This is a genomic window from Bacillus sp. NSP9.1 (assembly GCF_000465465.2).
GTDB lineage: Bacteria > Bacillota > Bacilli > Bacillales > Bacillaceae > Bacillus > Bacillus sonorensis_A.
Window position 1 is genome coordinate 2,881,877 of the sequence record NZ_CP048273.1, and the last position, 26,355, is coordinate 2,908,231.

Here is a 26,355-nt window from a genome sequence, read left to right on the forward strand (position 1 = left end):
ACACTTCCAAAAATCTGAAAGTGCTGTTTGACATTGAGCCCCGCCGCGAACGCATGAAAAAAGGAGATACCCATCGTGAGCATCTCCCTTTTGTTATGACTGTTTGACTTTCGACTTCAACGGCAGGTCCAGTTTGACAATATCTTCATAAGACTCCCTCTGAATGACGAGCTGCGCTTCCCCATCTTCAACAAAGACGACGGCCGGGCGCGGAATCCGGTTGTAATTGTTGGCCATGCTGTAGCCGTATGCACCGGTGCAAAAAACAGCAAGAACATCGCCGTCGCGGACTTCCGGCACCTCTAAATCCCATATCAGCATATCGCCGCTTTCACAGCATTTGCCGGCAATCGACACCGTATCATCACAGGCAACATTCATTCTGTTGGCGACCGCTGCTTCATATTTTGCTTCATAAAGCGCCGGTCTGATATTGTCGCTCATTCCTCCGTCAATCGCCACATATTTGCGGATGCCGGGCACCTGCTTTTGCGAACCGATCGTATAGAGCGTCGTTCCCGCATCTCCGACGAGCGACCGGCCAGGTTCGATCCAGATTTCCGGAATGTCAAAGCCGAAGTGTTCGGCGTTTGCTTTAACCGCCTCAATAATTTTCTTGACATAAACATCTGCACCCAACGGCTCATCCTCTTTTGTATAACGGATGCCGAAGCCGCCGCCAAGGTTGAGCACGCTCGGGATAAAGGAGTAGGATTCCCGCCACTCTGCGAGCTTTTCGAAAATTTTGTCTGCAGCCAGAACAAAGCCCGCCGTATCAAAGATTTGCGAACCGATGTGACAGTGTACGCCAAGCAGCCGGAAACCCGGTGCGCGGAGTACCTGCTCGATGGCTTGTTCCACCTGCCCGTTATGCAGATCAAAACCGAATTTGGAATCTTCCTGACCTGTCGTAATGTAATCATGTGTGTGCGCTTCAACTCCCGGCGTAATTCTGAGCAATACATCCACAGTTTGTCCGGAGCGTTTGCACAGCTCTTCCGTGATGGCAATCTCGTGAAAATTGTCGAGCACAATGCAGCCGATTTGATGCTGAAGCGCCATTTCGATTTCCTGCGGACTTTTATTATTTCCATGAAAATGAATCCGTTCTGGCGGAAAGCCTGCTTTGATCGCTGTAAACAGCTCTCCGCCTGAAACAACGTCCAATGACAGCCCTTCTTCATCGGCAAGCTGAATCATCGCCACAGATGAAAACGCCTTGCTTGCATAGGCGACTTGCGCCTTCAAACCGGCTTCCTGAAACGCTTGTTGGAATTTCCGGGCGCGTTCCCTGATCAAAGCTACATCGTATACATAAAGGGGAGTTCCATATTTTTCTGCTAATGATAGAACATCAACACCGCCGATTTCGAGATGTCCTCTTTCATTTTGTCTGCTGGTACCATGTAAAAACAATTGTCATCCCTCTTTCTCTATCTATAAAGGTGAAAGGAACAGTCCGGATCACTGCCCGATGCATCTTTCGCTTCATAGTGCAATTTCTTATGTTGTATTATAACATTTCGTATCAAAATCTAAACCACCATTTGTCTAAATTTTCTCGCTTTAAATTGAAAATGATTTCCATTCTTCTCTATTAACTCTAGCATAACAGAAAACAGCAATCGATCGAAATAGGCATTCTCAACATCTATGCGATATTGAAAGCCCGGCTTCATGCGGCTTCCAGAAAAAAATGAAAAATTGGGCGCTTCACCTATACAGGTAGGCACTTATCTGAATATACACATAAACAGAGTGTCAAGAAAAAATCATGTCAGAAAGAGGGTTTCAGCATGTATCAACACATTTACCCCCACCCTCCTCTTCCAGCCTATATGTATGAGGAGAGGCACGATCCATATGGGGCACCTCCGTACGATGAACTGAGAATTTATGAGCCATATGAAGGCCAGATTATAACCGCCCCTGCCAATACAAGGTTCTGGCGGAGAGGCACAGAGGTATTCCTTCATTCGTCAACCATTGATCCGTCCGGCCGCGAAATGCTGTACATCGTCTATCCGATCAGACGGCAGAACAATATTTGCAGCCTCAGGGCGGTGGCGATATCAGCCAATGAATACAGAGGAATGCAAAGATACGGATATTAAAAAAAGAGGCTTTTCATTTATGATAAGCCTCTCTAAAGTGATGGTTAAGAATGTTTCGGCTGCCTGACCCTGTTTTTCGGGTGAACAATACTCGGCCTCACTTTCCCTCCCGGAACGGATGTGCGGACAAGGACGTGCCAAAACGCTTTCCCGTTAAAGGGGAGGAGCGGCCAGAGATACGGCGTTCTCAAGGAACGGATGGAAGTCATCACAACGGTTAATATCGTTAAGCCGACGACAAACCCCTCGACCTTAAAGATGGCGACAAGGATCAGCATGAAGAGCTTCACCATTTTGTTCGCCAGGCTCAGCTCATAGCTCGGGGTAGTATAAGCGCCGATCGCTGACAAGGCCACATATAAAATGACTTCAGGGGAAAACAGTCCGACATCGATCGCGATATCGCCGATCAACACGGCGGCGATCAGACCCATGGCCGTTGACAGCGCCGTCGGCGTGTGAATCGCCGCCATTCTTAAAAACTCGACCCCGAGATCGGCTAAAAAAATCTGCATAATGATCGGGATGTGCGATTCTTTATTTAAGCCGATGTATGAAAGGTTCTTCGGTAAAAGCGACGGTTCAATGACAAACAAAAGCCAAAGGGGCAGCAAAAAGGTAGAGGCAAAAATGCCGAAAAAGCGCACCCATCTTAAAAACGTGCCGACAGCCGGCGTCTGCCTGTATTCCTCCGCATGCTGAACGTGATGAAAAAAAGTGGTCGGCGTGATGATGACGCTCGGCGATGTATCGACAATCACGATCACGTGCCCCTCCAGGATATGGCTGGCTGCCACATCCGCTCTTTCCGTAAATCTGACAAGCGGAAAAGGGTTGAAACCCTGGCCGACGAGAAATTCCTCGACCGATTTGTCAGACATCGGCAGCCCGTCGATTTTCACGTTTTCAATCTCTTTTTTTAAAACCTTGACAAGATCCGAGTCTGCCACATCTTCCAAATAGCAAAGGCAGATATCAGTCTTGGAGCGCTCCCCGATATGAAGCATTTTATAGCGGAGGCGTTCATCCCTGATCCGGCGCCTGATGAGAGCCGTGTTGACAATGATGTTCTCGACAAACCCGTCCCTCGCCCCGCGCACGACTTTTTCCGTATCAGGCTCTTCCGGCGTTCTTCCCGGATAGCTTCTGACATCGACAATAAAAGCGAAGTCCGCTTCTTCGACGATGATAGCGACCAGTCCGGACAGCACTTGATCGACAGCTTCATCAAGCGTTTTCGCTTTTGACACCTGCTGATTCAGCAGCCTGTTTTCAACGATTTCTTCAGGATCGCCCGACTCTTTTTCCGAATCATTCAGGTGAACCAGTTCTCTTAACAGGTGAATGATGTATTGCGTGTCACATAATCCGTTCACATAATAAAGCTGAACTTCACGGTCAAGGACCATGACCTTGCGGACGCCCAGGTCAAAGCTCTCCCCCATGCCGACGAACTTCTTAAAATACGCTTCATTCTTAGAAGGATCAAGGAATATTTTTGTCTTCTCTTTCTCTTTTGGCTGAGCACTCATGATACCCGCTCCTTTCTAAAATGAGCTCGACCGCTTTCATTGTGATCGGCGAACCTTTTTTCACATCGTCCTTTCTGCCCATTTTTCCAATATCGCCGATGCCGACGACAATCGGCACATCAAGCTGGTCAAGACAATAGACCGTATCACCGTTCATCCGCTGCACATCAAATTCTCTCACACCGTGTTTATCGACTCCGTATTCTGTCAGCTCACCCTCCGCATCAATCGACACATCGACTTTTGTCCACTCTGCATAATGGGTCTTTGAGGCGACGGCGATAACGCCGAGGACTTCGATATCGGGATGCTTCGCCACATATTTCATGGCCGCCTCCCCCGGTCCTTCCCCTTGCAGGCCGGAATCGTCAAACATGACAAAAACGGGATCATGCGGCGTTTTCAAAATCAGCGAAACAAGCTCGGGGCCGGTTTTCACGCTTGGGTTTCCCATCGATTGGGAAATCGAGCGGCCTCCCGTCTTCCTTGCTGCATATTCAATGGCTTTTGCAGCGTATATATCGCCGTCTGTGACCAAAATGACCTTGCGTTTTGCTGTCATCTTTTTTTATCCTTTCGGTTTAAAAATCACGGCTACGATAAAGGCGAACAAAATAGCGGCGGAAATACCGGCGGATGTCAATTCGAATATTCCCATTCCAATCCCGATCAAGCCGTGTTCTTTTGCCTGATGCATCGCTCCGTGCAAAAGGGAGTGTCCGAAGCTGACGATCGGCACCGTTGCGCCTGCTCCGGCAAAATCAATAAACCTGTCGTAGATGCCGAACCCGTCCAGAATCGCTCCTGCTACGACAAAGGTTGACATGACATGAGCCGGCGTCAGCTTAAAGATATCTAGCAGCAGCTGTCCGATGACACATATCAAGCCGCCCGCAATAAATGCAATCACATACTCCATGTTAGGCACTCCCCCTTTCGGATCGTTCAAATACGACGCCATGCGCAATGCAGGGAATCGATTCTTTTTGCTGGATAATGGTCGGGCTCAGAAGCGCACCCGTGGCGACGACAAGCACCTTCTGAAGCCGTCCCGCTTGGATTTCTTTAAAGATATGGGCGAATGTGACGACGGCCGAGCAGGCGCAGCCGCTTCCTCCTGCAAACACCTGCTGATCAGGCGTATAGATCATCAGTCCGCAATCATTGTGCTTTGTCCCGACATTGATCCCTTCTTCTTTTAAAAGGTCCTTTACAATCGGGCTGCCGACGCCCGAAAGATCCCCGGTCAAGATCAAATCATAATCATCCGGGGTGCGGCCCATATCTTCCAAATGCTGTTTAATCGTATCCGCAGCGGCAGGCGCCATTGCCGACCCCATGTCCTGTGAATCTGTAATGCCAAGGTCGATGACTTTACCGACCGTTGCACTGGTGATTTGAATATCGCCCGGATCTTGGCTGAGGACGACCGCACCGCTTCCCGTGACGGTCGAAGTCGCGGTGCCCGGCTTTTGCCCGCCGTATTCGGTCGGATAACGAAACTGCCTTTCGGCTGTGGCATTGTGGCTGCTTGTCGCGGCGAGCGCGCGTTTTGCAAAACCGCCGTCGATTAATGCCGAGCTGATCGCAATCGATTCCATGGAGGTGGAGCATGCGCCAAATAAACAAAGAAACGGAATCTTCAAATGTCTCGCTACATAGTTGGCTGTCACATTTTGATTGAGCAGATCTCCGGCTAAAAAGATATCAATGTCTTCCTTTTTGAGGTTTTGTTTCGACAAGGCGGCCTGAATCGCGTCCTCCATCAGCTTTCGTTCCGCCATTTCCCAATTTTTTTGGTTGCAATGCATTTCATCGTATGAATGATCAAATAAATGTCCTAAAGGCCCCTGCTTTTCTTTTGGCCCAACAGCTGTTCCGCTCGAATTAACATACAGCGGATTTTCGAATTCCCATGTTTGTTTTCCCTTCAGTTTCATGATGTTTTCCTCCTAAAACAGCTTGTCAAAGCAAAAGCGGATCAACCCGACAATATACGCGGCCACAACGCCGAAGACGATGACATTGCCGGCCAGTTTAAACATATTGGTGCCCACACCGAGAACATAGCCTTCACTTTTATGCTCGAGCGCCGCACTGGTCATGCTGTTGGCGAACCCCGTCACAGGAACGGCCGACCCCGCACCTGCAAACTGTCCGATTCTGTCATAGATCCCAAGCCCTGTCAAAAGGGCGGATATTAAGATAAGTGTGGCAACTGTAGGGTTTCCCGCCGTTTTTTCATCAAAATGAAAAACGGCCATATAAAAGTTTTGAAAGGCCTGACCGATCGCGCAGATCAGCCCCCCGACGAGAAAAGCCTTAATACAGTTCAGCACATAAGGCGGGGAAGGCTGATATTCTTTCACTTTTGACTGATAATCACCTTTTAAACTTGACATCATAATCCTCCTTTTATGACAGATGAACAAAGATAAGCCATTGAAACAGCGATCCGAGAATTTTCCCGAACACGATGGCCATCAAAAGAATTAAAATCCTGTCCCCCATGCCGATCCGCTTTGCCAAAATCGGCAGGACGTTCAGCACTTCTGTAAGCGCAGCTGCAAGCATTCCGATAAAAACGCCCGCGAGAAGCCCGATTGGAATGAGCAGCCATTTGGATAAAAAAAGCCGGGTCATATTCAGCGATTCCCAGCCTCCAAAAACGGCGCCCAAAATAACAGCCCATTCGTACGCCTGGATAAACGCCCCGGTTTTCGTCAGCTGGGTCAGCCTCGGAATAATGCCAAGGACCGTAAGGAAAGCGACAAATCCTGATCCTACCGCGATCCCTCCCGCAAAACCGAGAAAGATGATCAAGAGCGTATTAATGATCATGAATATCCTTTGTCGTTTCTTTATTTTCGTTCATCGCCACATACTGATCCAAATCAAGCTGATATTTAAACATCTCGACTTCCAGCGGACTGGGCTCCTCATTGAAACGTTTTTTAAATAAGTGGTTAAAAAACAAAATCATACCGAGGCCGAGGCCAATGCTGTACGGTATCTGCAACAGGTATGGATAACGATTGATCTTCCCCGTCACCATTTCATAGAGCAGAATATGCACGTCCCTCATGCTGACATCTTCATGAAAATTCATGACCGCAAGGCCGGCGCCGACAAACAAAAGCAGCCAGACAGCGATGAACAGCACTGGGGATAAATTCCGTTTTGGATATTGGATCTCCACGATGGTTTCAGAGCTGCCGACGGTTTGGACATCAAGGTCTGGACACGATATATGTATGGCTTCGATCACCTTCATCACATCCAGAACTACCATGCTTTGATCCGATTTCTTTACCTGGTAAACAGGCAGCTGTTCAAGCTTTTCCTTAAACCGACGGTCTCCCGCCACCTGTGCGATATGGCCGAGCCTGATCAATTCATCCGGATCTGCCTTGAGCCGGTGGCGGAGTCTGATAAAAACTTGACGTTCCATCTGGGTCACTTCCTATATGATGGTTATGGTTGTAGTATGTGGTTCATCCCATTTACGCATTCAGCAAGCTGCCAAAGTCCATAAATTACCACACGCAAAAAAGCCGGCCTCAGGAGAAAGCCGACATTTCAAGTTAAGGAGGCCGCCGTTAACGGCAGCCCTTTAGTTTTCCGAATGATCCATTTTGTTTTTGATCTGTTTCAAGATTTTTTTCTCGAGTCTTGATACTTGAACTTGTGATATGCCGAGGCGGTCGGCTACTTCAGATTGCGTCTTGTCCTTGTAGTACCTTAAATAAACGATCAGCTTTTCCCGCTCGTCCAGATCTTTGATGGCTTCCTTCAGAGCGATTTTGTCGAACCATTTATCCTCGGACTGATCGGCAATCTGGTCGAGAAGTGTGATTGGATCTCCATCGTTTTCATAAACCGTTTCATGAATGGACGAAGGAGAACGAACGGCTTCCTGAGCCATCACGACCTCTTCAGAGCTGATCTCAAGATGCTCGGCGATTTCCTGGACGGTCGGAATTCGTCCGTTTGACTTTGAGAGTTCATCTTTCGCCCTCCTGATTTTATTGCCGAGTTCCTTTAGCGATCTGCTGACTTTGACTGTCCCGTCATCCCTGATAAACCGCTGAATTTCGCCGATAATCATCGGAACAGCGTAGGTTGAAAACCGGACATCATAGGATAGATCGAATTTGTCGACGGATTTCAAGAGGCCGATACAGCCGATTTGGAAGAGGTCGTCGGGCTCATAGCCCCTGTTCAAAAAACGCTGAACGACAGACCAAACAAGACGCATGTTTTTTTCTATGAGGAGGTCTCTTGCTCTTTGATCGCCGTTCTGGCTGTTTTTAATCAGTTCTTTTACCTCGTGGTCTTTAAGCTGAGTGTTCTGGTTTTCTTTTTTAACCTCCACATCCATAACAAATCTCCCTTAATTGCAAAGCGCTTTGCTTTTTGATAAGTGCTTTGTTAAGTGTATTGTGGTCCCCATCTCAGGTGAGGAGTCAATCGTGATGTCGTCCATGAAATTTTCCATAATCGTAAAGCCCATTCCAGACCTTTCAAGCTCCGGCTTGGTCGTGAACAGCGGCTGGCGCGCTTCCTCCAAATCGGTGATGCCGATGCCTTCATCGCGAATCGTTAAATAGACGGTATGGTCTTCAAGGGTGACAGAAATGTATACGTTACCCTGGCCTGAGTTTTCATAGCCGTGGATGATCGCATTTGTAACCGCTTCTGAGACAACCGTTTTAATTTCGGTTAATTCATCCATTGTTGGATCAAGCTGTGCAATGAAAGCGGCAACCGTCACCCTGGCGAATGATTCATTTTGGCTGAGCGCGGAAAACTGAATGTTCATTTCGTTTTTCATGACGCCACCCCCAATGTGACAAGCGCATGCTGTTCCGACTGCTCCAGACGGATGATTTTGAACAGGCCTGACATATCGAACAGGCGCTTGACCGCAGGGGAAATCGCACAGACGATCATCTCTCCGCCCACCTGTTTAATTTCCTTATATCTGCCCAATATGACACCTAGACCTGAGCTGTCCATAAACGAAAGGTCTTCAAGATTCAAAACAATGTGGCGGATGCCGTACTGCACGAAATGATCGCTGACTTGTTTTCTTAAGGTTTCTGCTGTATGGTGATCAAGTTCACCTGTTAACCGAACGCAAAGCACGGATTCTTTGACGTTAAAGTCGATTCCGAGGCTCATCCTCATTCCTCCTTGATTTAAATCGGATAATGAGTGTTTCGATTCAGACTTTGCAAATTCCTTCACCATGACAAAACTAGTGGCCGTTCGGCATTATTCACTCCACTTTGTCCAATTTGTCATCGTCCGTTTGAACAGTGTCCACATGCCTGCTTTTTCCATATCTTTTTCTGCGACAAGAGGGCTTTCATGGAGCACCTTGCCGTCTTTTTTGAGGACGAGGGTGCCTAGTTCTGTGCCTTTTTTGACAGGCGCTTGAGTCTCGTCTTTCAGTTTGACCTCTTTTTTGACGGATTCCATATTTTCACCTTTTTTCGTCAAAAGGGAAATCGGTTCTGATGTCACGAGGTTGATGTTTTGATCGCGGCCTTTATTGACCTTCAATTCGGAAATGACTTCACCCCGCTTATACATCGGATGTGTTTCATATTGACTGAACGCGTAATCGAGCATTTTTGTGACTTGCGCATTCCGATCCTTTGGCGTGCTTGCGCCGAAAACAACGGCGATCACGCGCATGTCTCCTTTTTTCGCCGAAGCCGTCAGGCAGTATTTGGCTTCATTTGTGAATCCTGTCTTGACTCCGTCGACACCCGGATAAAATTTGATAAGCTTGTTTGTATTGACCAGCCAGAATTTTTTATCCGAATCTTCTCTCAAGTAGTCTTCATATGTGCCCGTAAACTTCGTGATTTTATCATATTTTAAAAGCTCTTTGGCCATGATGGCCATGTCATAAGCCGTGCTGTAATGGCCTTCTTCAGGAAGACCTGTCGTGTTTTGAAAAGATGTATCTTTCAGGTCCAGCTCAGCCGCTTTTTCATTCATTCTTTTGACAAATTCCTCTTCAGATCCGGCAATATGCTCTGCCATGGCTACAGAGGCGTCATTTCCCGACCCGATGGCGATTCCTTTCAGCATGTCTTCAACGGTCATTTCTTCACCGGGTTCAAGGAAAATCTGCGAACCGCCCATTGATGCGGCGTACTCGCTTGTTCTGACCTTATCCTTCATTTTAATCTTGCCTTCATCAAGGGCTTCCATGATCAAAAGCATGGTCATGACCTTTGTCATGCTGGCCGGCGGAAGCTTCTCATGGCTGTTTTTGTCATACATGATTTTTCCGGTGTCCCGTTCGATCAGAACGGCGGATTTCGCTTCATGAGCAAGCTCCGTCGATTTCTTTCCACTTTCTTTGGCAAACGCGGATGGCGCTGTCATAAGGATTATCGTAAAAATCAGCAATTTGGATAAATGACGTTTCATCACCCAGACCTCCATTTCGTAATCCTTTTTATTTTTTCCAAATCAGATGGATTTATACGGATGTTTTGGTAAAAATTTCTCCAAATCTCAAAAGAAAAAGCCAATGTCAGCTCTCTTTTTTAGAACTGGCATTGGCTTGGATGATCGTTTATTTATTGCATTTGACCGATTTTCGCAACGGCGGCTTTGACAAACCGTAAAAAGTCGGCTTTTACTTTTTCTGTTACCTCGATGACTTCATCGTGTGACAACGGCTGATCGAGAATCCCGGCGGCCGCATTTGAAATGCATGAAATACCAAGGACGCGGAGGCCGGAATGCCTTGCGACGATGACTTCCGGAACGGTTGACATACCGACGGCATCGGTGCCGATCGTTCTGAGAAAACGGACCTCGGCCGGTGTTTCATAGGACGGGCCGGAAACCGCCGTGTATACACCCTCTTGTACGCTGATGTCCAGCTCCTCGGCTGTTTTCTTCGCCATTAGGCGAAGCTTTCTATCATAAGCCGACGACATATCTGGAAATCGTACGCCAAGCGCTGAATCATTGGGCCCGATCAGCGGGTTCGTTCCCATATAGTTGATGTGATCCGAGATGAGCATCAAGTCGCCGGGACGGAATGATTCATTCACACCACCTGCAGCGTTTGTAACGATTAATGTCGAGACGCCAAGCTCTTTCATCACTCTCACAGGGAAGGTCACCTTATCGAGAGAGTAGCCTTCATAAAAATGAAAGCGCCCTTGCATTGCGACGACTTGCACATTGTCAAGCTCGCCGAAGACAAGCTGTCCGGCATGACCTTCAACAGTAGAGACCGGAAAGTCGGGGATGTCTTCATACGGAATGTGAACGGCATCTTCAATCTCATCGGCGAGCACACCGAGGCCAGATCCCAAAATCAAACCGACAGCCGGTTTGTGCTCCGTCTTTTCTTTAATATATTGCGCGGCATTTGAAATCATCTGTTTCACGTCGTTTCCTCCTATTTCAGCAGGGATAAAAAGCTTTTTCCGTATGTCGGCATTTTCGTGTTAAAGTTGTCGGCGATGGTCGCGCCGATATCCGCGAAAGTGTCGGCGAGCGGAAGCTGCCCCGTTTGTTTATGTTTCTTGCTGTATACGAGAAGCGGAACATATTCCCTTGTATGGTCCGTCCCGTGGTGGATCGGATCATTTCCATGGTCGGCGGTGATGATGAGCACATCATCTTCCCGCATTTTTTCAAATACCTCCGGAAGCCTTGCGTCGAATTCTTCGAGCGCTTTTCCGTATCCTTCAGGATCACGGCGGTGTCCGAATAAGGCATCAAAATCGACGAGGTTGACGAAGCTGAGGCCGGTAAAGTCCGCCTCAAGCGTTTGGATCAGCTTGTCCATCCCGTCCATATTGGATTTTGTTCTGAGCGATTCTGTAATGCCCTCGCCGTCGTAAATATCGGAAATTTTGCCGATCGCAATCACGTCAAAGCCGTCATCTTTCATTTCATTCATGACGGTTCTGTCAAACGGTTTCAACGCGTAGTCATGACGGTTCGGCGTCCGTTTAAACTCACCCGGCTTGCCGACAAACGGCCGTGCGATGACGCGGCCGACCATATATTTTTCATCAAGCGTCAGCTCGCGGGCGATCTCGCAGATCTTGTAAAGCTCATCAAGCGGCACCACTTCTTCGTGGGCGGCAATCTGCAAAACGGAATCCGCTGATGTATAGACGATCAGCGCCCCTGTTTCCATATGTTCGGCGCCGAGTTCGTCTAAAATCGCCGTCCCTGACGCCGGCTTGTTTCCGATCACTTTTCTTCCCGATCTTTTTTCAAGTTCATTGATCAATTCATCAGGAAAACCTTCGGGAAATACCCGGAATGGTTTGTCTATGTACAGCCCCATGATTTCCCAATGACCCGTCATGGTGTCTTTTCCATTTGAGGCTTCTTTCATTTTGCCGTGGTAGGCAAGCGGCTGATCTGCCACCGGCACTCCTTTGATCTCGCGGATGTTGCTGAGCCCGAGCTTCGCCATGTTCGGCAGGCTGATGCCTCCCATATGTTCAGCTATATGGCCTAATGTATCCGCACCCTTGTCATTAAATTTTTCAGCGTCAGGCGCTTCACCGATCCCGACGGAATCCATAACGATTAAAAATACGCGGTTGTAATGATATGCAGGCATTTGATGGCCTCCTTTTTCCTATGATCTTTATGCTTGGCATAAAAAAACCAAAATACCGCTATTAGCCAAGTATAAACCGTTTACACAACGGTTGACAATACGAACGGAAATAGTGAGAAACTTCCCGCAATTCGTACGCCAAAAAAGCCTTCCCCCGGCAAATGAAAAACCGCGCCTTGTTCTCTAGCGCGGCTATGCCCGGGGATGATACTGCTTATAGACGTCTTTCAGTCTCGTTTTCGTGACATGGGTATAGATTTGCGTCGTCGAAATGTCGGCATGTCCGAGCATTTCCTGTACCGCCCTGAGATCGGCGCCGTTTTCAAGGAGATGAGTGGCGAATGAGTGCCTTAAGGTATGGGGAGTGAGCTCTTTTTGAATCCCCGCCTCCAAAGCGATTTTCTTTAAGTTTTTCCAAAACCCCTGCCGGCTCATCTGTCTGCCGTGATGGTTCAAAAAAAGGGCGTCTTCCGTGTTTTTCTTCAAAAGCTTTCCCCTGGCCTTTGAGAGGTATTCTCCGATGGCATGTGAAGCCGCTTCGCCGAGCGGAACGATCCGCTCTTTCCTCCCTTTTCCGAAGCAGCGGATAAACCCCATCGACAAGTGGACATCGGAAAGCTTCAGTTCGATCATCTCGCTGACGCGGATACCTGTCGCATACAATAACTCCAGCATCGCTTTATCCCTGTACCCGAACGGGCTGGTGAGCTTCGGCGTGTCCAGGAGGATTTCGACCTCCTGTAAAGACAACACTTTCGGAAGCGTCCGTTCCGTTTTTTGCGATTCGATATGGACGGAGGGATCCTGGGCGGTCACTTTTTCTCTCAGCAGAAACTGGTGAAAGGCGCGGATGGAAGCGAGATGTCTGGCGATTGTCCTGCCCGATTTTCCGGCGTCTTTCAAATGCTTTAAAAACTGGATAATGTGGAGTCTTGTCACCTGATTGAGAGAAGTGAGACCTTCCGTTTTCTCCAAATGTGCGGCATAGTTGTTCAAATCCCGTTCATAGCTGACAACCGTGTTGTGGGAAAGCCCTCGTTCAACAACGGCATAATGGATAAAATCTTTAATATGAACTTTCACGCTATTCTACTCCCCGTTTAAATAAAAAAAGATTAACCGGTCAAACCAGCTGTTCTCGTCGTCTCCTTCCATCGAGGCGACCTTCATAGCGGCTCCTTCCGGTTTATCATACCGATGATAGTTTTCATACTCTGAATTTATCCATATCATAGCATAATAAAACAAGACGGTAAAACCGGTAAACAGCACGAACACTTTGATCATGTCGGCAGCCGTTTTCAGCATTTTCATCGCTCTCAGGTCCCTTCTTTTGATTCCATTACTAAAACTTATGCCAAAAGAGACAAGTTTTATACGTATGAATCAAAAAAGAACCCGCTCAGAGATGAAAGGGTTCTCGCTATCCGGTCTATTCCGCTTCTTTTTGCTGGCAGTCATGGCAGATACCATGGAATGTCAGCCTGTGGTCTTTTATTTTAAATTTCCAATCCTTTTCAACGATGTCTTCAACATCTTCAAGCAAATCTTCTTCAATTTCGACGACCGATCCGCATTCCATGCAGACGAGATGGTGGTGGAAATGAGCGGCTCCTTCTTTGCGAAGGTCATACCTTGACACACCGTCGCCAAAGTTGATTTTATCTACCACTTTTAATTCGGTTAATAATTCAAGCGTACGATATACTGTGGCAAGACCAATCTCAGGAGATTTCTCTTTTACGAGGAGGTATACATCTTCTGCGCTTAAATGGTCTTCCTCATTCTCAAGCAGCACCCTTACAGTTGCCTCGCGCTGAGGGGTGAGTTTATAGCTGGAAGAATGCAATTGTTTTTTAATTCGATCGATACGTGTTTCCATTGACTTTCCCTCCTACGCCGCATTACCTAGCTTATTATATCAAAATGGACGCGGAGAGCCAACTATAATCATTATAAATTGATAAACAAAATGAATATTTTCTAATAATGATTATAAATTAATGCTGTTTCGGCAAAATGTAGTTTGTCAATTTTTCCATCAACAGCGGTGAAAGATAAGCTTCCAATAATGAGGATGCAAAAGACATCGAAAGAATCAGCAAGAGGACAAGCGCGTACCGTCCAAACCATTGGGCCGGCGCTTCCGTGATGCTCCGCTTCACAAACAGCTGCCTGATGAGCCTGAGTGAAAAGGCAATCGCGCATGTGCCCATGATCAGGTAAGCCGGGATCAGAAGGACGTTTTGCGGGAGCACTGACACGAACGACAGGAAAAAACCGTTGATTCCCATTTGATTCACTAAAAAGCCGACTGTAAATCCGACGACGATCCCTTTTAAAAAAACCATGATAAAAATCACGGGCAGTCCGATGATCGAGATGCCGAGAATCCACATCAAACCCAAATATTTTATATTATGAAGAAAGCTTTGTACAAACATTTCCTTTGAGCCTGCCGCTTTTCCCTCGGAGAGCTGTCCAAAAAACCGGTTCAAATAATAGAACAAATCTTCTTTTTGGCTGATCGTCATACTGTTCACGATCACCGCGCCGAAAATCACACCCATCAAAAATAATACCGAAACAAATAAATAGATCGACAGATGATCCTTCAAATGCTGAAATATCTGTTCTTTCATCGTGTGTTTTCGCATCGTTCTTCCTCCCAGACGCTCTTTTGATTTTAATAGATTGTATGAGAGAAACGAGAACGGCATGACTTTTTTTAAAAAATAAAAGGAAGGCTTCAGGCAAGGCCTCCCTTTACGAGTGTTATGATTCTCGTTTTTCAGGCTGCTGATCCCCGCCGAGATTCGCTGTCTGATTGGCGGCGATCACAAACGGTAGATAGATGATCGTTGAAATGGCCAGACAGAGAAGCCCGACACCAAGCGCAATCCAATTGCCGCCCGTCCCGAGAAACGGAATCAGCGGGCCCGGGGTCGTCCACGGAACGGCATAGGCGATCGGCGGAATGATCTGAAACTTGATAAACAAATACCCGACGACAGTATTGACTGCCGGCACAATGATAAAAGGAATCATAAAGATCGGATTTAATACGACCGGCAGCCCGAAAATCACAGGTTCATTGATATTAAATAATCCCGGACCGATCGAAAGCTTGCCGATATCTTTGTAATCCCGGCGCTTTGAAGCGATAAAAATCGCGATCAAAAGCCCAAGCGTCATCCCTGAACCCCCGTAATTTGCAAACGCGTCATTAAGCGCCCATGTCTCCGGGAAAGGAGCATTCCAGGCAGATCCCGTCTTCGCCGCGAAAGCGAGATTTTCCAGATTGGCTTCGGCAAAAATCGTTTCTCTGATCGCCGCGATCGTATTGGGCCCATGGATCCCGAACAGCCAAAGGAAATTGGCGACGACACCGAGAAAGACAACCGTGAAAATATTGGTGCCCATATCCCTTAACGGCGCTTGCAGAACGGTATAAACCAGTTCGTGCAGACCGTTTTTCGTCAGCGATGTCAGCGCGAAGCTCAAGATGGCAAAGCCGATGGTGATAAAAATGATCGGAAACAGCACTTTGAACGTCCTTGCCACCGCCGGCGGAACTTGCGGGGGCATCTGAATCTGCAGACGCTTGGCGTTTGAAAGTCTGCTGAACACTTCACCGACGATGATCCCGATGATCAATGCGACAAACAGGCCCTGGGCGCCGAGCCATTTCATTGTTAAAAAGCTTTCGTTTTCGATCAGGTGATACGGCGCATAAATGATAAAATAGCAGGAAACAGCCGTCAGGCCAGCCAACAGCTCATCCGTTTTCATGGAGATCGCTAAATTGCGCGCTACGAGAAACACGACAAAGATCGACATAATGTCAAGCGATCCCCGTAATACAGGCGTGAAAACCGCCTGATAATCGGCTAAATTCGGAAACCATTTTTCAAGAAACAAGATTTTGGCGATGAACCCGTCCGGCGACAGGATGGCAAAGTTTAATAAGATGATAATGGAACCTGCCATAATAATCGGAAAGGATAAAATAAAAGCATCGCGTATCGCACAGATGTGTCGTTGTGAATTTAGTTTTGCCGCGATCGGAACTAAAAACCGTTCGACATTTCGTTCAAATTTCTCCATAAATCCGCTCAAAACACTGATCCCCTCCTTTTTATTCAATAAGCGCTAAAGCTTTTTCCAGCACGGCTTTGCCGTCCATTGTTCCGTAATCGCGCATGTCGATCACTCTAACGGGAATGTCTCCCGCTATTGATTCAACCTGGGATTTTTGATATCTGACCTGTGGACCTAAAAGAACGATGTCCGCGGAAGCAGCGGTGCTCCCAGCTTCTGAAACGGGCAAAGCGATGATGTCGACCTCTTCCTTCAGCACCTCTGCATGCTGTTTCATTCTGCTGACGAGCAGGCTCGTAGACATCCCCGCTGCACAGACCAATACAATTTTCTTCACATTGACCCCTCCTCATAGTGATCCGTAAAGAAAGCGTTTTCATTTTTGTGGATAAACGCCTTCCCGGTCTTTTATCCTATGAATGAAATAAACAACTGTTTCATAAAAAGCGAATATTTTTGCTCGCCCCTCTCCGGCATGTCTGATCCTGCTTTTAGTTAACCTTCATAAACGCTGCAAAAAAATTGTTTAGTTTGTCTGATGGAATTTTCAGATTCTTAAGTTATATTTCTTAAAAATGGAAGATCGGGAGGGATGACATGAAATCTAGCAGTCAAGAAAACATTCGCGGAGAACATATGCTGATGAACAAGGATTTGCTGCCTTTAAAGCCGGAGGAGCGCAACTGGAAAGCCGTCAATTTTGCCTCGATTTGGATGGGATGCATCCATAACATCCCAACATATGCAACAGTGGGCGGGCTCATATCTATCGGGCTTTCCCCGTGGCAGGTGTTGGGGATTATCGCTGTTGCTTCCCTTGTCCTCTATATCGCCCTTGCGCTGAACGGCCATGCCGGCGCGAAGTACGGCGTTCCCTTTCCCGTGCTGATTAGATCTTCCTTCGGGATTTTCGGCGCTAATATTCCAGCGCTTCTTCGCGGTTTTGTCGCGATTATGTGGTTTGGCATTCAAGCTTTCGCCGGCAGTACGGCGATTCACATCCTGGTTTTAAATCTGTGGAGCGGCTTTGAAAACATCGGCGGGGATTGGAATTTGTTTGGCCTTCGCTTGCCGGGCCTTTTGTCGTTTATTTTCTTTTGGGGGATCCATCTGCTCGTGCTTCACCACGGCATGGAGTCGATTAGGAAGTTTGAAGTCTGGGCCGGCCCGCTCGTTTATCTCGTTTTTGGCGGTATGGTATGGTGGGCGGTCGATATCGCAGGCGGACTTGGCCCCATCTATCAACAGCCGGGAACATTTCATACATTCGGCGACTTGATTTGGCCTTTCCTGGCCGGAGTGACGGGAATCATCGGCATCTGGGCAACGCTGATTTTGAATATTCCCGATTTTACGAGATTTGCCTCAAGCCAAAAGGAACAGATAAAGGGGCAGTTTTACGGTCTGCCGGGCACATTCGTGCTATTTGCCTTTGCAAGCATCACCGTCACGTCAGGTTCACAAGTGGCCTACGGCAAGCCGATTTGGGACGTGGTCGACATTTTGAATCATTTCGATAATCCGTTGATCATCGCGCTTTCAGTCATTACGCTCTGCATTGCCGCCATTTCGGTAAATGTCGCGGCAAACATCGTCTCTCCCGCCTATGATTTGGCGAATGCGCTGCCGAAATATATCAATTTTAAGCGCGGAAGCTATATGACCGCAGGCTTTGCCCTGTTTACGTTCCCGTGGAAGCTGATGGAGAATGAAGCAAGCGTGTTTTCCTTTCTCGGCACGATCGGCGGAATATTGGGGCCTGTCGCCGGTGTGATGCTTGCCGATTATTACATCATCCGCAGGCGCACGCTTCACATCGAAGAGCTCTACTCTCTAAACGGGAGGTACACGTACTATAAAGGCTACAATTACCGCGCATTTGCCGCAGTCGGGCTCGGAGCGTTTATGTCTCTGATCGGGACATACTTGCCGGCTTTGAAGCCGCTCTATGATATTTCATGGTTTTCAGGCGTGCTTCTCGCTTTTGCGGCATATGTCTTTTTAATGCGCATCCATCCACCCGGCGCCCTTAGAGATCAAACCGCTGATTACGCTGCCGAAAGCAATGGATAAGGTTAAGGCCGTAAGCTATAGACCGCGAAAGCGACCACCGCGGTCTATTTTTGTTATATTCAGTCATTTTCAACTAAAGAATGTGATAGACTATTGGATATAAAAAATGATTGGAGTACCTCATGAACGAAAAACACTTTGATGTCAAAGGGCTGAGCTACATTGTCAGGCCCGCCGGACGACAAGATGCAAAGGAATTGTCGGCTTTAAGGGTACAGATCGATGGAGAAACCGAATATTTGGACAGGGAAAAAGGTGAAAGCTTTATTGATGAAGCGGACTTTAGAGAACTGATAAAAAAAGACAGCGAACATGAACGCCGCTTGTTTTTAGTGGCGGTAGCGCAAAACAAAATCGTCGGCTTTTCAAGATGTGCCGGACAGGATTTAAAACGCTTCTCTCATCAAGTGGAGTTTGGTATATGCGTGCTGAAAGAGTTTTGGGGATACGGCATCGGAAACCGCCTTTTAAACGAATCGATTGTTTGGGCTGACACCGCAAGCATTCAAAAAATAACCCTGCGCGTGTCGGAAACAAATAAGAGGGCTTTTAGTCTATATCAAAAGCTTGGCTTTGAAATAGAAGGAATTTTAAAAAAAGACAAGCGGCTTTCCGACGGCACATATGAAAACACGATTGTGATGGGAAGATGGCATGATGAACCGGGCATTTAAGAAAAATTGGAGGAGACCCGTATGAATCCGATACTGCTTAATTTTCCGGACAGCTTTGAAACCCCGCGCTTTTTTGTCAGAGCTCCAAGGGCAGGCGACGGCGCGGCCGTCCATGACGCCATTCGAAAATCGTTGCCTGAGCTGAAGCCGTGGATGCCGTTTGCCAGGGAGCTGCCGAAGGCGGAAGAAACAGAAATCAACGTCAGACAGGCGCAGGCCGATTTTATTTTGCGGAAGGATCTGAGAATGCATATTTTCCATAAAGAATCCGGCGCTTTTATCGGCAGCACCGGCCTTCACCGCATGAACTGGGAAGCGAAGCGGTTTGAAATCGGCTATTGGTGCCATTCCGAATTTGCCGGAAAAGGATATATGACAGAAGCGCTCAAGGGCCTCATCGATTTCGCAAAGAACGCTCTCGGGGCAAAACGGCTCGAAATACGCTGTGACAGCACCAATCACAGAAGCAGAAAAATGGCTGAGCGGCTCGGTTTTCAGCTTGAAGCGGTTTTGCATCATGACGATCTTTCGAATGACCTGAGCGAATACAGGGATACTTGTATTTATGCCGCCGTATGTTAAGGTGTATTTTTTCCTTGAAATACAGTCAATGATATCATCAAGTCGGTTTTGAGCCGTGGATTCACCAAGCCCAGGAGCAGAGCATTAGAAAAGAGGATGTGCTGTGAAAAACGTTTGATCGGATTGGAAGAGGTTTGGTGTTTTGATACTTTTTCATGACCTTCTTTCAGAATCACGAATGATAATTCGTCCTGCTGAACGCGTTTTTTCAATTGAACTACAGAAAAAATTCCTATGGCCTATAAGGGTTTTATCATATACCTTTTCACTCGTTTCAAAATCCTTCGAAATACTAGAGCACTTAAAAATATAGCAAATAAAACAGTTCATACTTCATTACTTAAATCATATACAGAATTAAGAAACAATACTGCGATGATATACAGTGTTAAAAATATGTAAAACAACACTTCTCGTGTCCACCTCTATTCGTTTAAGAGCTTGAATTTGTTATTGTACCATGGATCCAAAAAGTGATAAAAATTCCCATACACATGGCAAAGAAAAAAATCTCTCTTTCCCTTCTGCTCAAATAAGAAAATGAATTTTGCATGAAAGGGCAAGCGAGCAAGTAGTTATAGACCCTCCAATGAGAAATACGCGCGCTTTGCGATGTTATGAAAAATGCGGTTTTAAAAAAGTGCGAATCCTTCCGAAATTAACTGCATGAGGCGAGCATCAAGATTGCGTGTTGATGGAATACAACAAACAAACTAAATCTCATCTCCTTTCACAACAGCCGCCTATTGCAAAGACGTCGCTCCCCTTCACCCGGTTTCTTGAATATTTTCCGGTATAACCTTAAGAAAAATGTACAGAAAAGAACTCGGAGAGTGAATCGATTTGAAAAAAGGTGCATCTAACCCTGAAGATGCACCTTCGGTTTTCCTTTACGGCTTTCGCCAATAAACGGAGTATGGATCGATGGGAACGAGCACGGATTGATCCAGCCCCTGTTCTTTCAGGAAATCAAGCACGGCTGCGCGGCATCCTTTTAGAGTGAAGTCATCAATAATGATAAAGCCGCCTTTTGACACCTTGTCATATAAATTGGACAGACTATCCATTGTCGATTCATACATATCGCCGTCAAGCCGCAAAATGGCGAGCTGGTCAATTGGAGCTTCAGGCAGCGTGTCTTTGAACCAGCCTTTCAAAAATTGAACGCCCTCATCAAGCAAGTCGTATTTTTGAAAGTTTTGTTTCACTTCCTCGAGCGAAACCCTTAAAAAATCAACCTTATGATGCCGGTCCCCCGTGTCTTGCGGGTATTTTTCGATGTCCGGCGCCGGCAGGCCTTCAAAGGAATCCGCCACCCACACTTTGCGGTTATCGACTCCATGCACTTTCAAGAACCCTTTCATAAAAATACAAGCACCGCCCCGCCATACACCTGTTTCGATGAAATCTCCCGCTATGTCTTCTTTCAATACCGTTTCCATGCACATCTGCAAATTGTTCATACGCACCCGGCCGATCATGCTGTGGGCAATCGGCGGCCAGTCCGTTCCCGCTTTGCGGGATTCAGGATTAGGAGCGACACAGCGCACAATTTTTAGATTGTTCCATCCGATCCTCCTTTGCAATTCATGCGGGACAGGTACATTGACCGGTATATAACGTTCATGCTCCTGCCAAATTTCAAATAAAATGGCTTTTTTTAATAGCTCTACATACATTTGCTCAGCCTGTTCCATATCATAAATGCCTCCTGTGCCAAACATTATATTTAGCATCTTATGTGTGATATGAAAGTCAGGTTCTGGTTATTTCAGCCAAAGAAAAATCCTCCTTTAGAAAAGGGAGGATTTTTCTCTGTTTTATTTTTTCTGTTGGACATTCTTGAGCATATCGACATGTGGGATGCCGTCTTCTAAATAGACTTCCGAAACTTCCGTAAATCCAAATGAGCTGTAAAAGGAGCGCAGATGGTCCTGGGCGCTGATTTTGACAGCCTTCTCTCTCCACTCGCTTTCCAAAAAACCGAGCGCCTTTTCAAGAAGCGTCTGCGCGTATCCCTTGCCTCTGTCCTCTTTGCGGACGATCACCCGGCCGATTGACGCCTCTTCATAAACCGCTCCGCCTGGAAACAGCCTGCAATAGGCCAATATCTCACCTTTTTCCTCTAAAAATAAATGGTGGGCCAGCTCATCCAAATGATCAAGTTCATGGTACGGACAGTTCTGCTCGACGACAAAGACGTCTATTCGCAGCTTTATGATGCGATACAGCTCGTCTTTTGACAAACCTTCAAAAGATTTCAGCTTCCACTCCATTCTCTTCCTTAAGTCTCCTTTTTACATTTGTACTTTTCCGTAGGTCCCTCCGCCTCCCGCTTTTAGCTCAAGCTCACCTTTTCTCGCTTTGATCACAAGCTCGGCCGTTTGCGGACGGAGCATGCCGAAAAGGTCGCTTTCCTCGGCGTAATGAAGAATATTCATTTCCGTTCCGAAGGCCTCTTTCAGCTTCTGAATCGTTTTCGGGCCGACGCCGGGGAGGAGCTGAAGCGGCACCTGGTGCACATAAGGCGGACGCTTGACCGGGCTTGTATGTTGATCGTACAGCTCTTTTAAGCGGGTGCTGACCCCTTTTGTAAACTTTGTGCTGCCGCATGCTGCGCATTCCGTTTCGCCGGCTTCTTTTAGGCGGCTGCATTTCTCACAGGCAGTCTGATAATACTTGCCAAGCTGCGGATTCATTCCGTAGTTAGCCGCGATGCGCCGCCCTTCCTCATTCTTCAAAGCAAGCGAAAATTCTTTAAAGCTCGCCTGCTTCAGCAGCAGCTTATTGTATTCCCTGCCGATTTTTGCGAGAGAATGGGCGTCGGAATTGGTCAAAAAAGCATACCGGTTCAGTTCAGACACATGCGAGGCCATTTCTGTGTCACTGCTCAGTCCGAGTTCGACCGCATCGATCAGCCGCTCATCAAAGACCTCTTTCAGGGAGTACCTGACTCCTTTTCCGTACAGGCTCTTATGCGGCGTGAAAATATGAGCGGGAATAAACAGACCGCCCAGTTCTTTGACCTTCTCCTGAAGGCGGACGCCTGTCTCATAGATGCGCTGTGAGCTGAGATGAATGTTTGTGACCCTTTCGGAGAGCCAGTCGGAAAACTGCTTCATCCTCTCGATCGTCGGCATGAACGCCAAGACGTGAATCGGCCCGCGGCATCTGCCATCATAGATTTCCAATTCAGATCCGCATAACAGCACGGTCTCTTTATATTTGATTCCGCCGTCTTCAAGCTCGGCATAGCGTCCGGACGCCACTCCTTTTTCGATTTCGGCCAGCACCTCAGGCGAATGGCAGTCGATAATGCCGATCAACCCCATTCCTTTATGTTCGCTTGCTTCAATTAAAATCTCGTCAAGCATGAGCGAGCGGGCCGCCGTTATTTTCACCGGCCTTCCTGATTCGGTCTGCCCGATATGGATATGCATGTCCGCAAAGATTTCTTTCATTTTTTTGCTTGCAAGGCTCTCTTAAGCTCAAGATACTGGATGGCATAAGCTGTCTTCGCATCGTAGATGTCCTGGCTTTCCATCATCTTCAGCGCCCCGTCAAGCGGCACCTCCATTACTTCAACAAATTCGTCTTCATCAAGTTCGCGCTTTTCTTCCAGAGGTGTCAGCCCTTCCGCCAAGTACAGATGCACCAGTTCGTCGGCAAACCCCGGAGATGTATAGAAAGCGGTGATTTTTTTGAGCACGGACGCCGTATACCCCGTTTCTTCTTCAAGCTCCCGCATTGCGGTATATTCAGGCTTCTCCCCTTTTTCGAGCTTGCCTGCCGGAATTTCGACAATCGTCCGTTCAAGCGCTTTTCTGTACTGTTTGACGAGGATGATGTTGTCTTCATCGGTCAGTGCCAAGACGGCCACAGCCCCGGGATGTTTGACGATTTCGCGCTTGCCTGTTTTGCCGTTCGGCAGTTCGACATCTTCCAGATACAGATCAATTACCTTGCCTGAAAAAAGCTTTTCTTTTGATATTGTTTTCTCCTCTAAGCGTTTCAGTTTGATCATCTCCTAAGTTCTGTTGCTGCTGTTTATCCCATACATTTTATCATACACCACGAAAAGGGGGACGCGCCATGAAGATCTACCGTTTAGCCGACAGAATCGTGATGTCGGGAAAAGCGTGGGAGATCCGCGCCAAGCTGAAAGAATACGGGCGGATGTATGAATATGTGAGAGAATGGATTTCAGATCAATAATTGACAACCTATGATGCGATATGAAATAATACTCGTCAGTAACATTACTGACGAGTATTATTATGTGAGGCGATTCAATGTGGAAAATGAAAAAGGACGAAAAGGAAAGGAAAGCAGACAGCGATTGCTTAAAGTGGCGACAAATGAATTTGCCAGCCGGGGATTTCACGACACAAAGGTGAGTACAATCGTCAAAAAAGCCGGACTGACCCAGCCCTCCTTCTATCTTTATTTTCAAAGCAAAGATGCCATCTTCAAAGAGTTAATCACCGATTTTCATACGAGTTTAAAAAAGCAGATCGAGTCCTTTCGCTTAGAAAGTGGAATCGAACGAAAAGATGTTGCAAAACGGGTGTTGTCTGCTGTAGAAACCGTTTTTATGTTTCTGGCTGAAGACTCGGATTTAACCCGCATCGGCTTTTTTCTCAATCCGGAAGCCAAACAAATCAAAAGGGATTTGACGGTGGCGCTGAAAGAAAACTTAGAAGCTGAACAGCGGCTCGGCTATTTTCGCTCCGGGTTGGATATGGAAACCGTTGCGGAATGCCTGATCGGGATGATCGAACACCTGACAGACTTATACTTGCTTACAGGAACAAAAGATCCGGCGGGTCTGGCGGCACACACAGTCGACCTTTTCATACACGGCATGCTGCCGTCTCCTGAACAGCCAGCGGAAACGGAGTGAATCTCAGATGGTATTGCTTTTTTTAAAAATCGGTTTGGCGGCGTTTATGTTGACTGGAGGCGTCATCAAGGTTTTACACGTTCCATTCCAAGTGGAACATTGGCGCCATTATCAATACCCGTTATGGTTTCTTTCAATGACAGGGGGTCTTGAAATCGTTGGGGCGCTCGGCATGGCATGGGGAGTGTGGAATCCGTATTCGGCTCTTTCTTCAGGGGTGTTGTTCTCCATTCTCATGATCGGAGCCATCCATGCTCACATATTCCGGGCCCGCCAATCTTTTTTAATGGCCATTCCCGCGGCAGTCTGTTTCATTTGCTCTCTGGCCATCGTGATAATGGAGCTGATTTAGTTGAAAACTTCGCTTCTTTGTATTACGTTCAAAGTAGCAGAAAAGGAGAGTGAAGCATATGGAAAAACGAACGCTTGGACGATCTGAATTAAAGGTGAGTGAAGTCGGCCTCGGCTGTATGTCCCTCGGAACAGACAAACAGCGTGCACGGTCCATCTTGGATGAAGCATTGGAGCTTGGCATCAATTATGTCGATACTGCCGATCTGTACGACTTTGGATTAAATGAAGAAATTGTCGGTGATGCAATCAAGGCGAGGCGCCATGACGTCATCCTCGCCACCAAAGCGGGAAACCGCTGGGAGGAAGGAAAACCGGGCTGGTTTTGGGACCCGAGCAAAGCGTACATAAAAGAAGCTGTCAAACGGAGCTTGAAGCGCCTGCAAACGGATTACATCGATCTCTATCAGCTTCATGGCGGAACGATTGAAGACAATATCGACGAAACGATCGAAGCGTTTGAAGAATTAAAGCAGGAAGGCGTCATCCGCTATTACGGAATTTCTTCGATCCGTCCGAATGTCATCAAAGAATACGTCAAAAAATCGAATATCATCACTGTCATGATGCAGTACAGCTTGCTCGACCGCCGGCCTGAGGAATGGCTGTCCTTCCTGGAAGAACACGGAATCAGCGTCATCGCAAGAGGACCGCTTGCAAAAGGTCTCCTCACCGAAAGACCTATTTCCCAGGCAAACGCCAATATCAAGAAAAGCGGTTATTTATCTTATTCTTATGGCGAGCTGATCAAGACAAAAGCTGATATTGAGAAAACGGCGCCGGATCTGACCGCAACCGAAACCGCCATGAAATACGTTCTCGCCCAGCCTGCTGTTGGCGCGGTCATCCCGGGGGCAAGCAAAATCCCGCAGCTTCGGGAAAACGTCAAATCTGTCGGCGGACGCCGTCTGACAGACCAGGAAATCAAAGCGCTGCGCTTTTATACGAAGCGCGGCGTGTATACCGCCCACCGCGGCTAGAAAACATGACAAAGCACCGTCTCACACAGACGGTGCTTTGTTATTTATACTGTCTCCAGTCGAGCCCGCTTTCATTGAGCAGTTCTTCAAAGGTTTTATTTTTTTCCTTTTCTTTTCTCTGTTTGATGAGACGCTCTTTCTCGCGCTCTTTTCTTTTTTCGTCTTCTTCTTTTAATTCGTTTTTCATTTGCTGAAGCTGCTGTTTTAGATCGTCGGCGAGCGCATCTTTCAGCTGCTGTTCATGTCGCGGCTCCTGTTTTTTCTTTGCCATGCGATTCCCTCCTCCTCCTTCGTTTGTGATGATAGTTTATCAGGAGCAGCCCATTTTCCACAAGCGGAAGGTCGTGAGGTTTTTTTACATATTTTCACGTTTTGATATGCTAAGATAGACTGCAGAAGCTTTATTTTACAGAAAGGAAGAA

The 26,355-nt window shown here is 47.2% G+C and carries 33 protein-coding genes; 8 read left to right on the plus strand and 25 right to left on the minus strand.

Annotated elements, in window-relative coordinates; genetic code table 11:
• Positions 1-93 precede the first annotated feature (93 nt).
• The gene (gene lysA / locus M654_RS14970) at positions 94-1,416 is read right to left on the minus strand and encodes a diaminopimelate decarboxylase (protein ID WP_026587684.1); all 1,323 of its coding nucleotides are present in this window, start codon (positions 1,414-1,416) and stop codon (positions 94-96) included.
• A gap of 380 nt (positions 1,417-1,796) precedes the next feature.
• Here lysA and M654_RS14975 point away from each other — a divergent pair, with 380 nt between their 5' ends.
• Positions 1,797-2,114, plus strand: a complete 318-nt coding sequence (locus tag M654_RS14975; RefSeq protein WP_026587685.1) for a hypothetical protein — start codon at positions 1,797-1,799, stop codon at positions 2,112-2,114.
• 44 nt (positions 2,115-2,158) lie between these two features.
• On the opposite strand, the gene M654_RS14980 is transcribed toward M654_RS14975, so the two are convergent.
• The 19 genes from M654_RS14980 to M654_RS15070 all read right to left on the minus strand — a co-directional run bounded on the left by M654_RS14980 (position 2,159) and on the right by M654_RS15070 (position 16,707).
• Entirely contained in the window at positions 2,159-3,646 is a 1,488-nt protein-coding gene (locus M654_RS14980; protein ID WP_026587686.1) for a spore germination protein, read from the minus strand.
• Complete coding sequence (locus tag M654_RS14985; protein ID WP_026587687.1) at positions 3,600-4,208, minus strand: stage V sporulation protein SpoVABEA; 609 nt, start codon at positions 4,206-4,208, stop codon at positions 3,600-3,602. The genes M654_RS14980 and M654_RS14985 overlap by 47 nt, the downstream gene beginning before the upstream one ends.
• Before the next feature lie 6 nt (positions 4,209-4,214).
• Positions 4,215-4,565 (minus strand): stage V sporulation protein AE, encoded by a 351-nt coding sequence (spoVAE, locus tag M654_RS14990; RefSeq protein WP_026587688.1) that lies wholly within the window; start codon positions 4,563-4,565, stop codon positions 4,215-4,217.
• 1 nt (position 4,566) lies between these two features.
• Positions 4,567-5,586: a stage V sporulation protein AD gene (spoVAD, locus tag M654_RS14995; protein ID WP_026587689.1), complete on the minus strand. Its 1,020-nt coding sequence runs from the start codon at positions 5,584-5,586 to the stop codon at positions 4,567-4,569.
• A 12-nt stretch (positions 5,587-5,598) separates the two neighbouring features.
• A complete protein-coding gene (spoVAC, locus tag M654_RS15000; protein ID WP_026587690.1) occupies positions 5,599-6,048 on the minus strand; it encodes a stage V sporulation protein AC in 450 nt (149 codons plus the stop codon).
• Between the two features lie 13 nt (positions 6,049-6,061).
• Positions 6,062-6,487: a stage V sporulation protein AB gene (locus tag M654_RS15005; RefSeq protein ID WP_026587691.1), complete on the minus strand. Its 426-nt coding sequence runs from the start codon at positions 6,485-6,487 to the stop codon at positions 6,062-6,064.
• Positions 6,477-7,097, minus strand: coding sequence for a stage V sporulation protein AA (locus M654_RS15010; protein WP_026587692.1), 621 nt, complete (start codon positions 7,095-7,097; stop codon positions 6,477-6,479). The genes M654_RS15005 and M654_RS15010 overlap by 11 nt, the downstream gene beginning before the upstream one ends.
• A 162-nt stretch (positions 7,098-7,259) precedes the next feature.
• A complete protein-coding gene (gene sigF, locus M654_RS15015) occupies positions 7,260-8,027 on the minus strand; it encodes an RNA polymerase sporulation sigma factor SigF (RefSeq protein WP_026587693.1) in 768 nt (255 codons plus the stop codon).
• Positions 8,028-8,039: 12 nt separating this feature from the next.
• Positions 8,040-8,480, minus strand: coding sequence for an anti-sigma F factor (gene spoIIAB, locus M654_RS15020; RefSeq protein ID WP_026587694.1), 441 nt, complete (start codon positions 8,478-8,480; stop codon positions 8,040-8,042).
• Positions 8,477-8,830, minus strand: coding sequence for an anti-sigma F factor antagonist (gene spoIIAA, locus M654_RS15025; RefSeq protein ID WP_026587695.1), 354 nt, complete (start codon positions 8,828-8,830; stop codon positions 8,477-8,479). Before spoIIAA ends, spoIIAB begins: the two co-directional genes overlap by 4 nt.
• Positions 8,831-8,923: 93 nt before the next feature.
• On the minus strand, positions 8,924-10,096 hold the full coding sequence (locus M654_RS15030; protein ID WP_026587696.1) for a D-alanyl-D-alanine carboxypeptidase family protein: 1,173 nt from the start codon (positions 10,094-10,096) through the stop codon (positions 8,924-8,926).
• 152 nt (positions 10,097-10,248) lie between these two features.
• Positions 10,249-11,064, minus strand: coding sequence for a purine-nucleoside phosphorylase (locus tag M654_RS15035; protein ID WP_035428355.1), 816 nt, complete (start codon positions 11,062-11,064; stop codon positions 10,249-10,251).
• A gap of 20 nt (positions 11,065-11,084) precedes the next feature.
• Positions 11,085-12,269 (minus strand): phosphopentomutase, encoded by a 1,185-nt coding sequence (gene deoB / locus M654_RS15040; RefSeq protein ID WP_026587698.1) that lies wholly within the window; start codon positions 12,267-12,269, stop codon positions 11,085-11,087.
• A 192-nt stretch (positions 12,270-12,461) separates the two neighbouring features.
• Entirely contained in the window at positions 12,462-13,352 is an 891-nt protein-coding gene (xerD, locus tag M654_RS15045) for a site-specific tyrosine recombinase XerD (protein WP_026587699.1), read from the minus strand.
• A gap of 6 nt (positions 13,353-13,358) precedes the next feature.
• Complete coding sequence (locus tag M654_RS15050) at positions 13,359-13,583, minus strand: YqzK family protein (protein WP_026587700.1); 225 nt, start codon at positions 13,581-13,583, stop codon at positions 13,359-13,361.
• A 118-nt stretch (positions 13,584-13,701) separates the two neighbouring features.
• Positions 13,702-14,151: a ferric iron uptake transcriptional regulator gene (fur, locus tag M654_RS15055; RefSeq protein ID WP_026587701.1), complete on the minus strand. Its 450-nt coding sequence runs from the start codon at positions 14,149-14,151 to the stop codon at positions 13,702-13,704.
• Between the two features lie 118 nt (positions 14,152-14,269).
• Complete coding sequence (gene spoIIM, locus M654_RS15060) at positions 14,270-14,926, minus strand: stage II sporulation protein M (RefSeq protein ID WP_026587702.1); 657 nt, start codon at positions 14,924-14,926, stop codon at positions 14,270-14,272.
• A 118-nt stretch (positions 14,927-15,044) separates the two neighbouring features.
• The gene (locus M654_RS15065) at positions 15,045-16,376 is read right to left on the minus strand and encodes a PTS sugar transporter subunit IIC (protein ID WP_035428357.1); all 1,332 of its coding nucleotides are present in this window, start codon (positions 16,374-16,376) and stop codon (positions 15,045-15,047) included.
• Positions 16,377-16,407: 31 nt separating this feature from the next.
• The gene (locus M654_RS15070) at positions 16,408-16,707 is read right to left on the minus strand and encodes a PTS sugar transporter subunit IIB (RefSeq protein ID WP_026587703.1); all 300 of its coding nucleotides are present in this window, start codon (positions 16,705-16,707) and stop codon (positions 16,408-16,410) included.
• A gap of 299 nt (positions 16,708-17,006) precedes the next feature.
• On the opposite strand from M654_RS15070, the gene M654_RS15075 reads away from it, so the two are divergent.
• From M654_RS15075 to M654_RS15085, 3 genes are all read left to right on the plus strand, one after another.
• Positions 17,007-18,443, plus strand: coding sequence for an NCS1 family nucleobase:cation symporter-1 (locus tag M654_RS15075; RefSeq protein ID WP_372709710.1), 1,437 nt, complete (start codon positions 17,007-17,009; stop codon positions 18,441-18,443).
• Positions 18,444-18,565: 122 nt separating this feature from the next.
• On the plus strand, positions 18,566-19,117 hold the full coding sequence (locus M654_RS15080) for a GNAT family N-acetyltransferase (RefSeq protein ID WP_035428160.1): 552 nt from the start codon (positions 18,566-18,568) through the stop codon (positions 19,115-19,117).
• A 21-nt stretch (positions 19,118-19,138) separates the two neighbouring features.
• On the plus strand, positions 19,139-19,699 hold the full coding sequence (locus M654_RS15085) for a GNAT family N-acetyltransferase (RefSeq protein WP_026587706.1): 561 nt from the start codon (positions 19,139-19,141) through the stop codon (positions 19,697-19,699).
• A gap of 890 nt (positions 19,700-20,589) precedes the next feature.
• Here the strand turns inward: M654_RS15085 and M654_RS15095 are convergent.
• The 4 genes from M654_RS15095 to M654_RS15110 all read right to left on the minus strand — a co-directional run bounded on the left by M654_RS15095 (position 20,590) and on the right by M654_RS15110 (position 23,714).
• A complete protein-coding gene (locus M654_RS15095; RefSeq protein WP_026587708.1) occupies positions 20,590-21,396 on the minus strand; it encodes a TylF/MycF family methyltransferase in 807 nt (268 codons plus the stop codon).
• A 123-nt stretch (positions 21,397-21,519) separates the two neighbouring features.
• Complete coding sequence (locus tag M654_RS15100; RefSeq protein ID WP_026587709.1) at positions 21,520-21,975, minus strand: GNAT family N-acetyltransferase; 456 nt, start codon at positions 21,973-21,975, stop codon at positions 21,520-21,522.
• Between the two features lie 21 nt (positions 21,976-21,996).
• Complete coding sequence (locus M654_RS15105) at positions 21,997-23,160, minus strand: TIGR00375 family protein (protein ID WP_026587710.1); 1,164 nt, start codon at positions 23,158-23,160, stop codon at positions 21,997-21,999.
• On the minus strand, positions 23,157-23,714 hold the full coding sequence (locus M654_RS15110; protein WP_026587711.1) for an NUDIX hydrolase: 558 nt from the start codon (positions 23,712-23,714) through the stop codon (positions 23,157-23,159). The genes M654_RS15105 and M654_RS15110 overlap by 4 nt, the downstream gene beginning before the upstream one ends.
• 77 nt (positions 23,715-23,791) lie before the next feature.
• Between M654_RS15110 and mciZ the strand changes: the two genes are divergently transcribed.
• The 4 genes from mciZ (at position 23,792) to M654_RS15130 (ending at position 25,933) form a co-directional block, all read left to right on the plus strand.
• A complete protein-coding gene (gene mciZ / locus M654_RS15115; protein ID WP_026587712.1) occupies positions 23,792-23,914 on the plus strand; it encodes a Z-ring formation inhibitor MciZ in 123 nt (40 codons plus the stop codon).
• Between the two features lie 79 nt (positions 23,915-23,993).
• A complete protein-coding gene (locus M654_RS15120) occupies positions 23,994-24,602 on the plus strand; it encodes a TetR/AcrR family transcriptional regulator (protein ID WP_026587713.1) in 609 nt (202 codons plus the stop codon).
• 7 nt (positions 24,603-24,609) lie between these two features.
• Entirely contained in the window at positions 24,610-24,954 is a 345-nt protein-coding gene (locus M654_RS15125) for a DoxX family protein (protein WP_026587714.1), read from the plus strand.
• A gap of 58 nt (positions 24,955-25,012) precedes the next feature.
• On the plus strand, positions 25,013-25,933 hold the full coding sequence (locus tag M654_RS15130; protein WP_026587715.1) for an aldo/keto reductase: 921 nt from the start codon (positions 25,013-25,015) through the stop codon (positions 25,931-25,933).
• A gap of 40 nt (positions 25,934-25,973) precedes the next feature.
• On the opposite strand, the gene M654_RS15135 is transcribed toward M654_RS15130, so the two are convergent.
• Positions 25,974-26,204 carry a YqkE family protein gene (locus M654_RS15135; RefSeq protein ID WP_026587716.1) on the minus strand — a complete coding sequence of 77 codons (231 nt, stop codon included), beginning with the start codon at positions 26,202-26,204 and terminating at the stop codon, positions 25,974-25,976.
• Between the last annotated feature and the right edge of the window lie 151 nt (positions 26,205-26,355).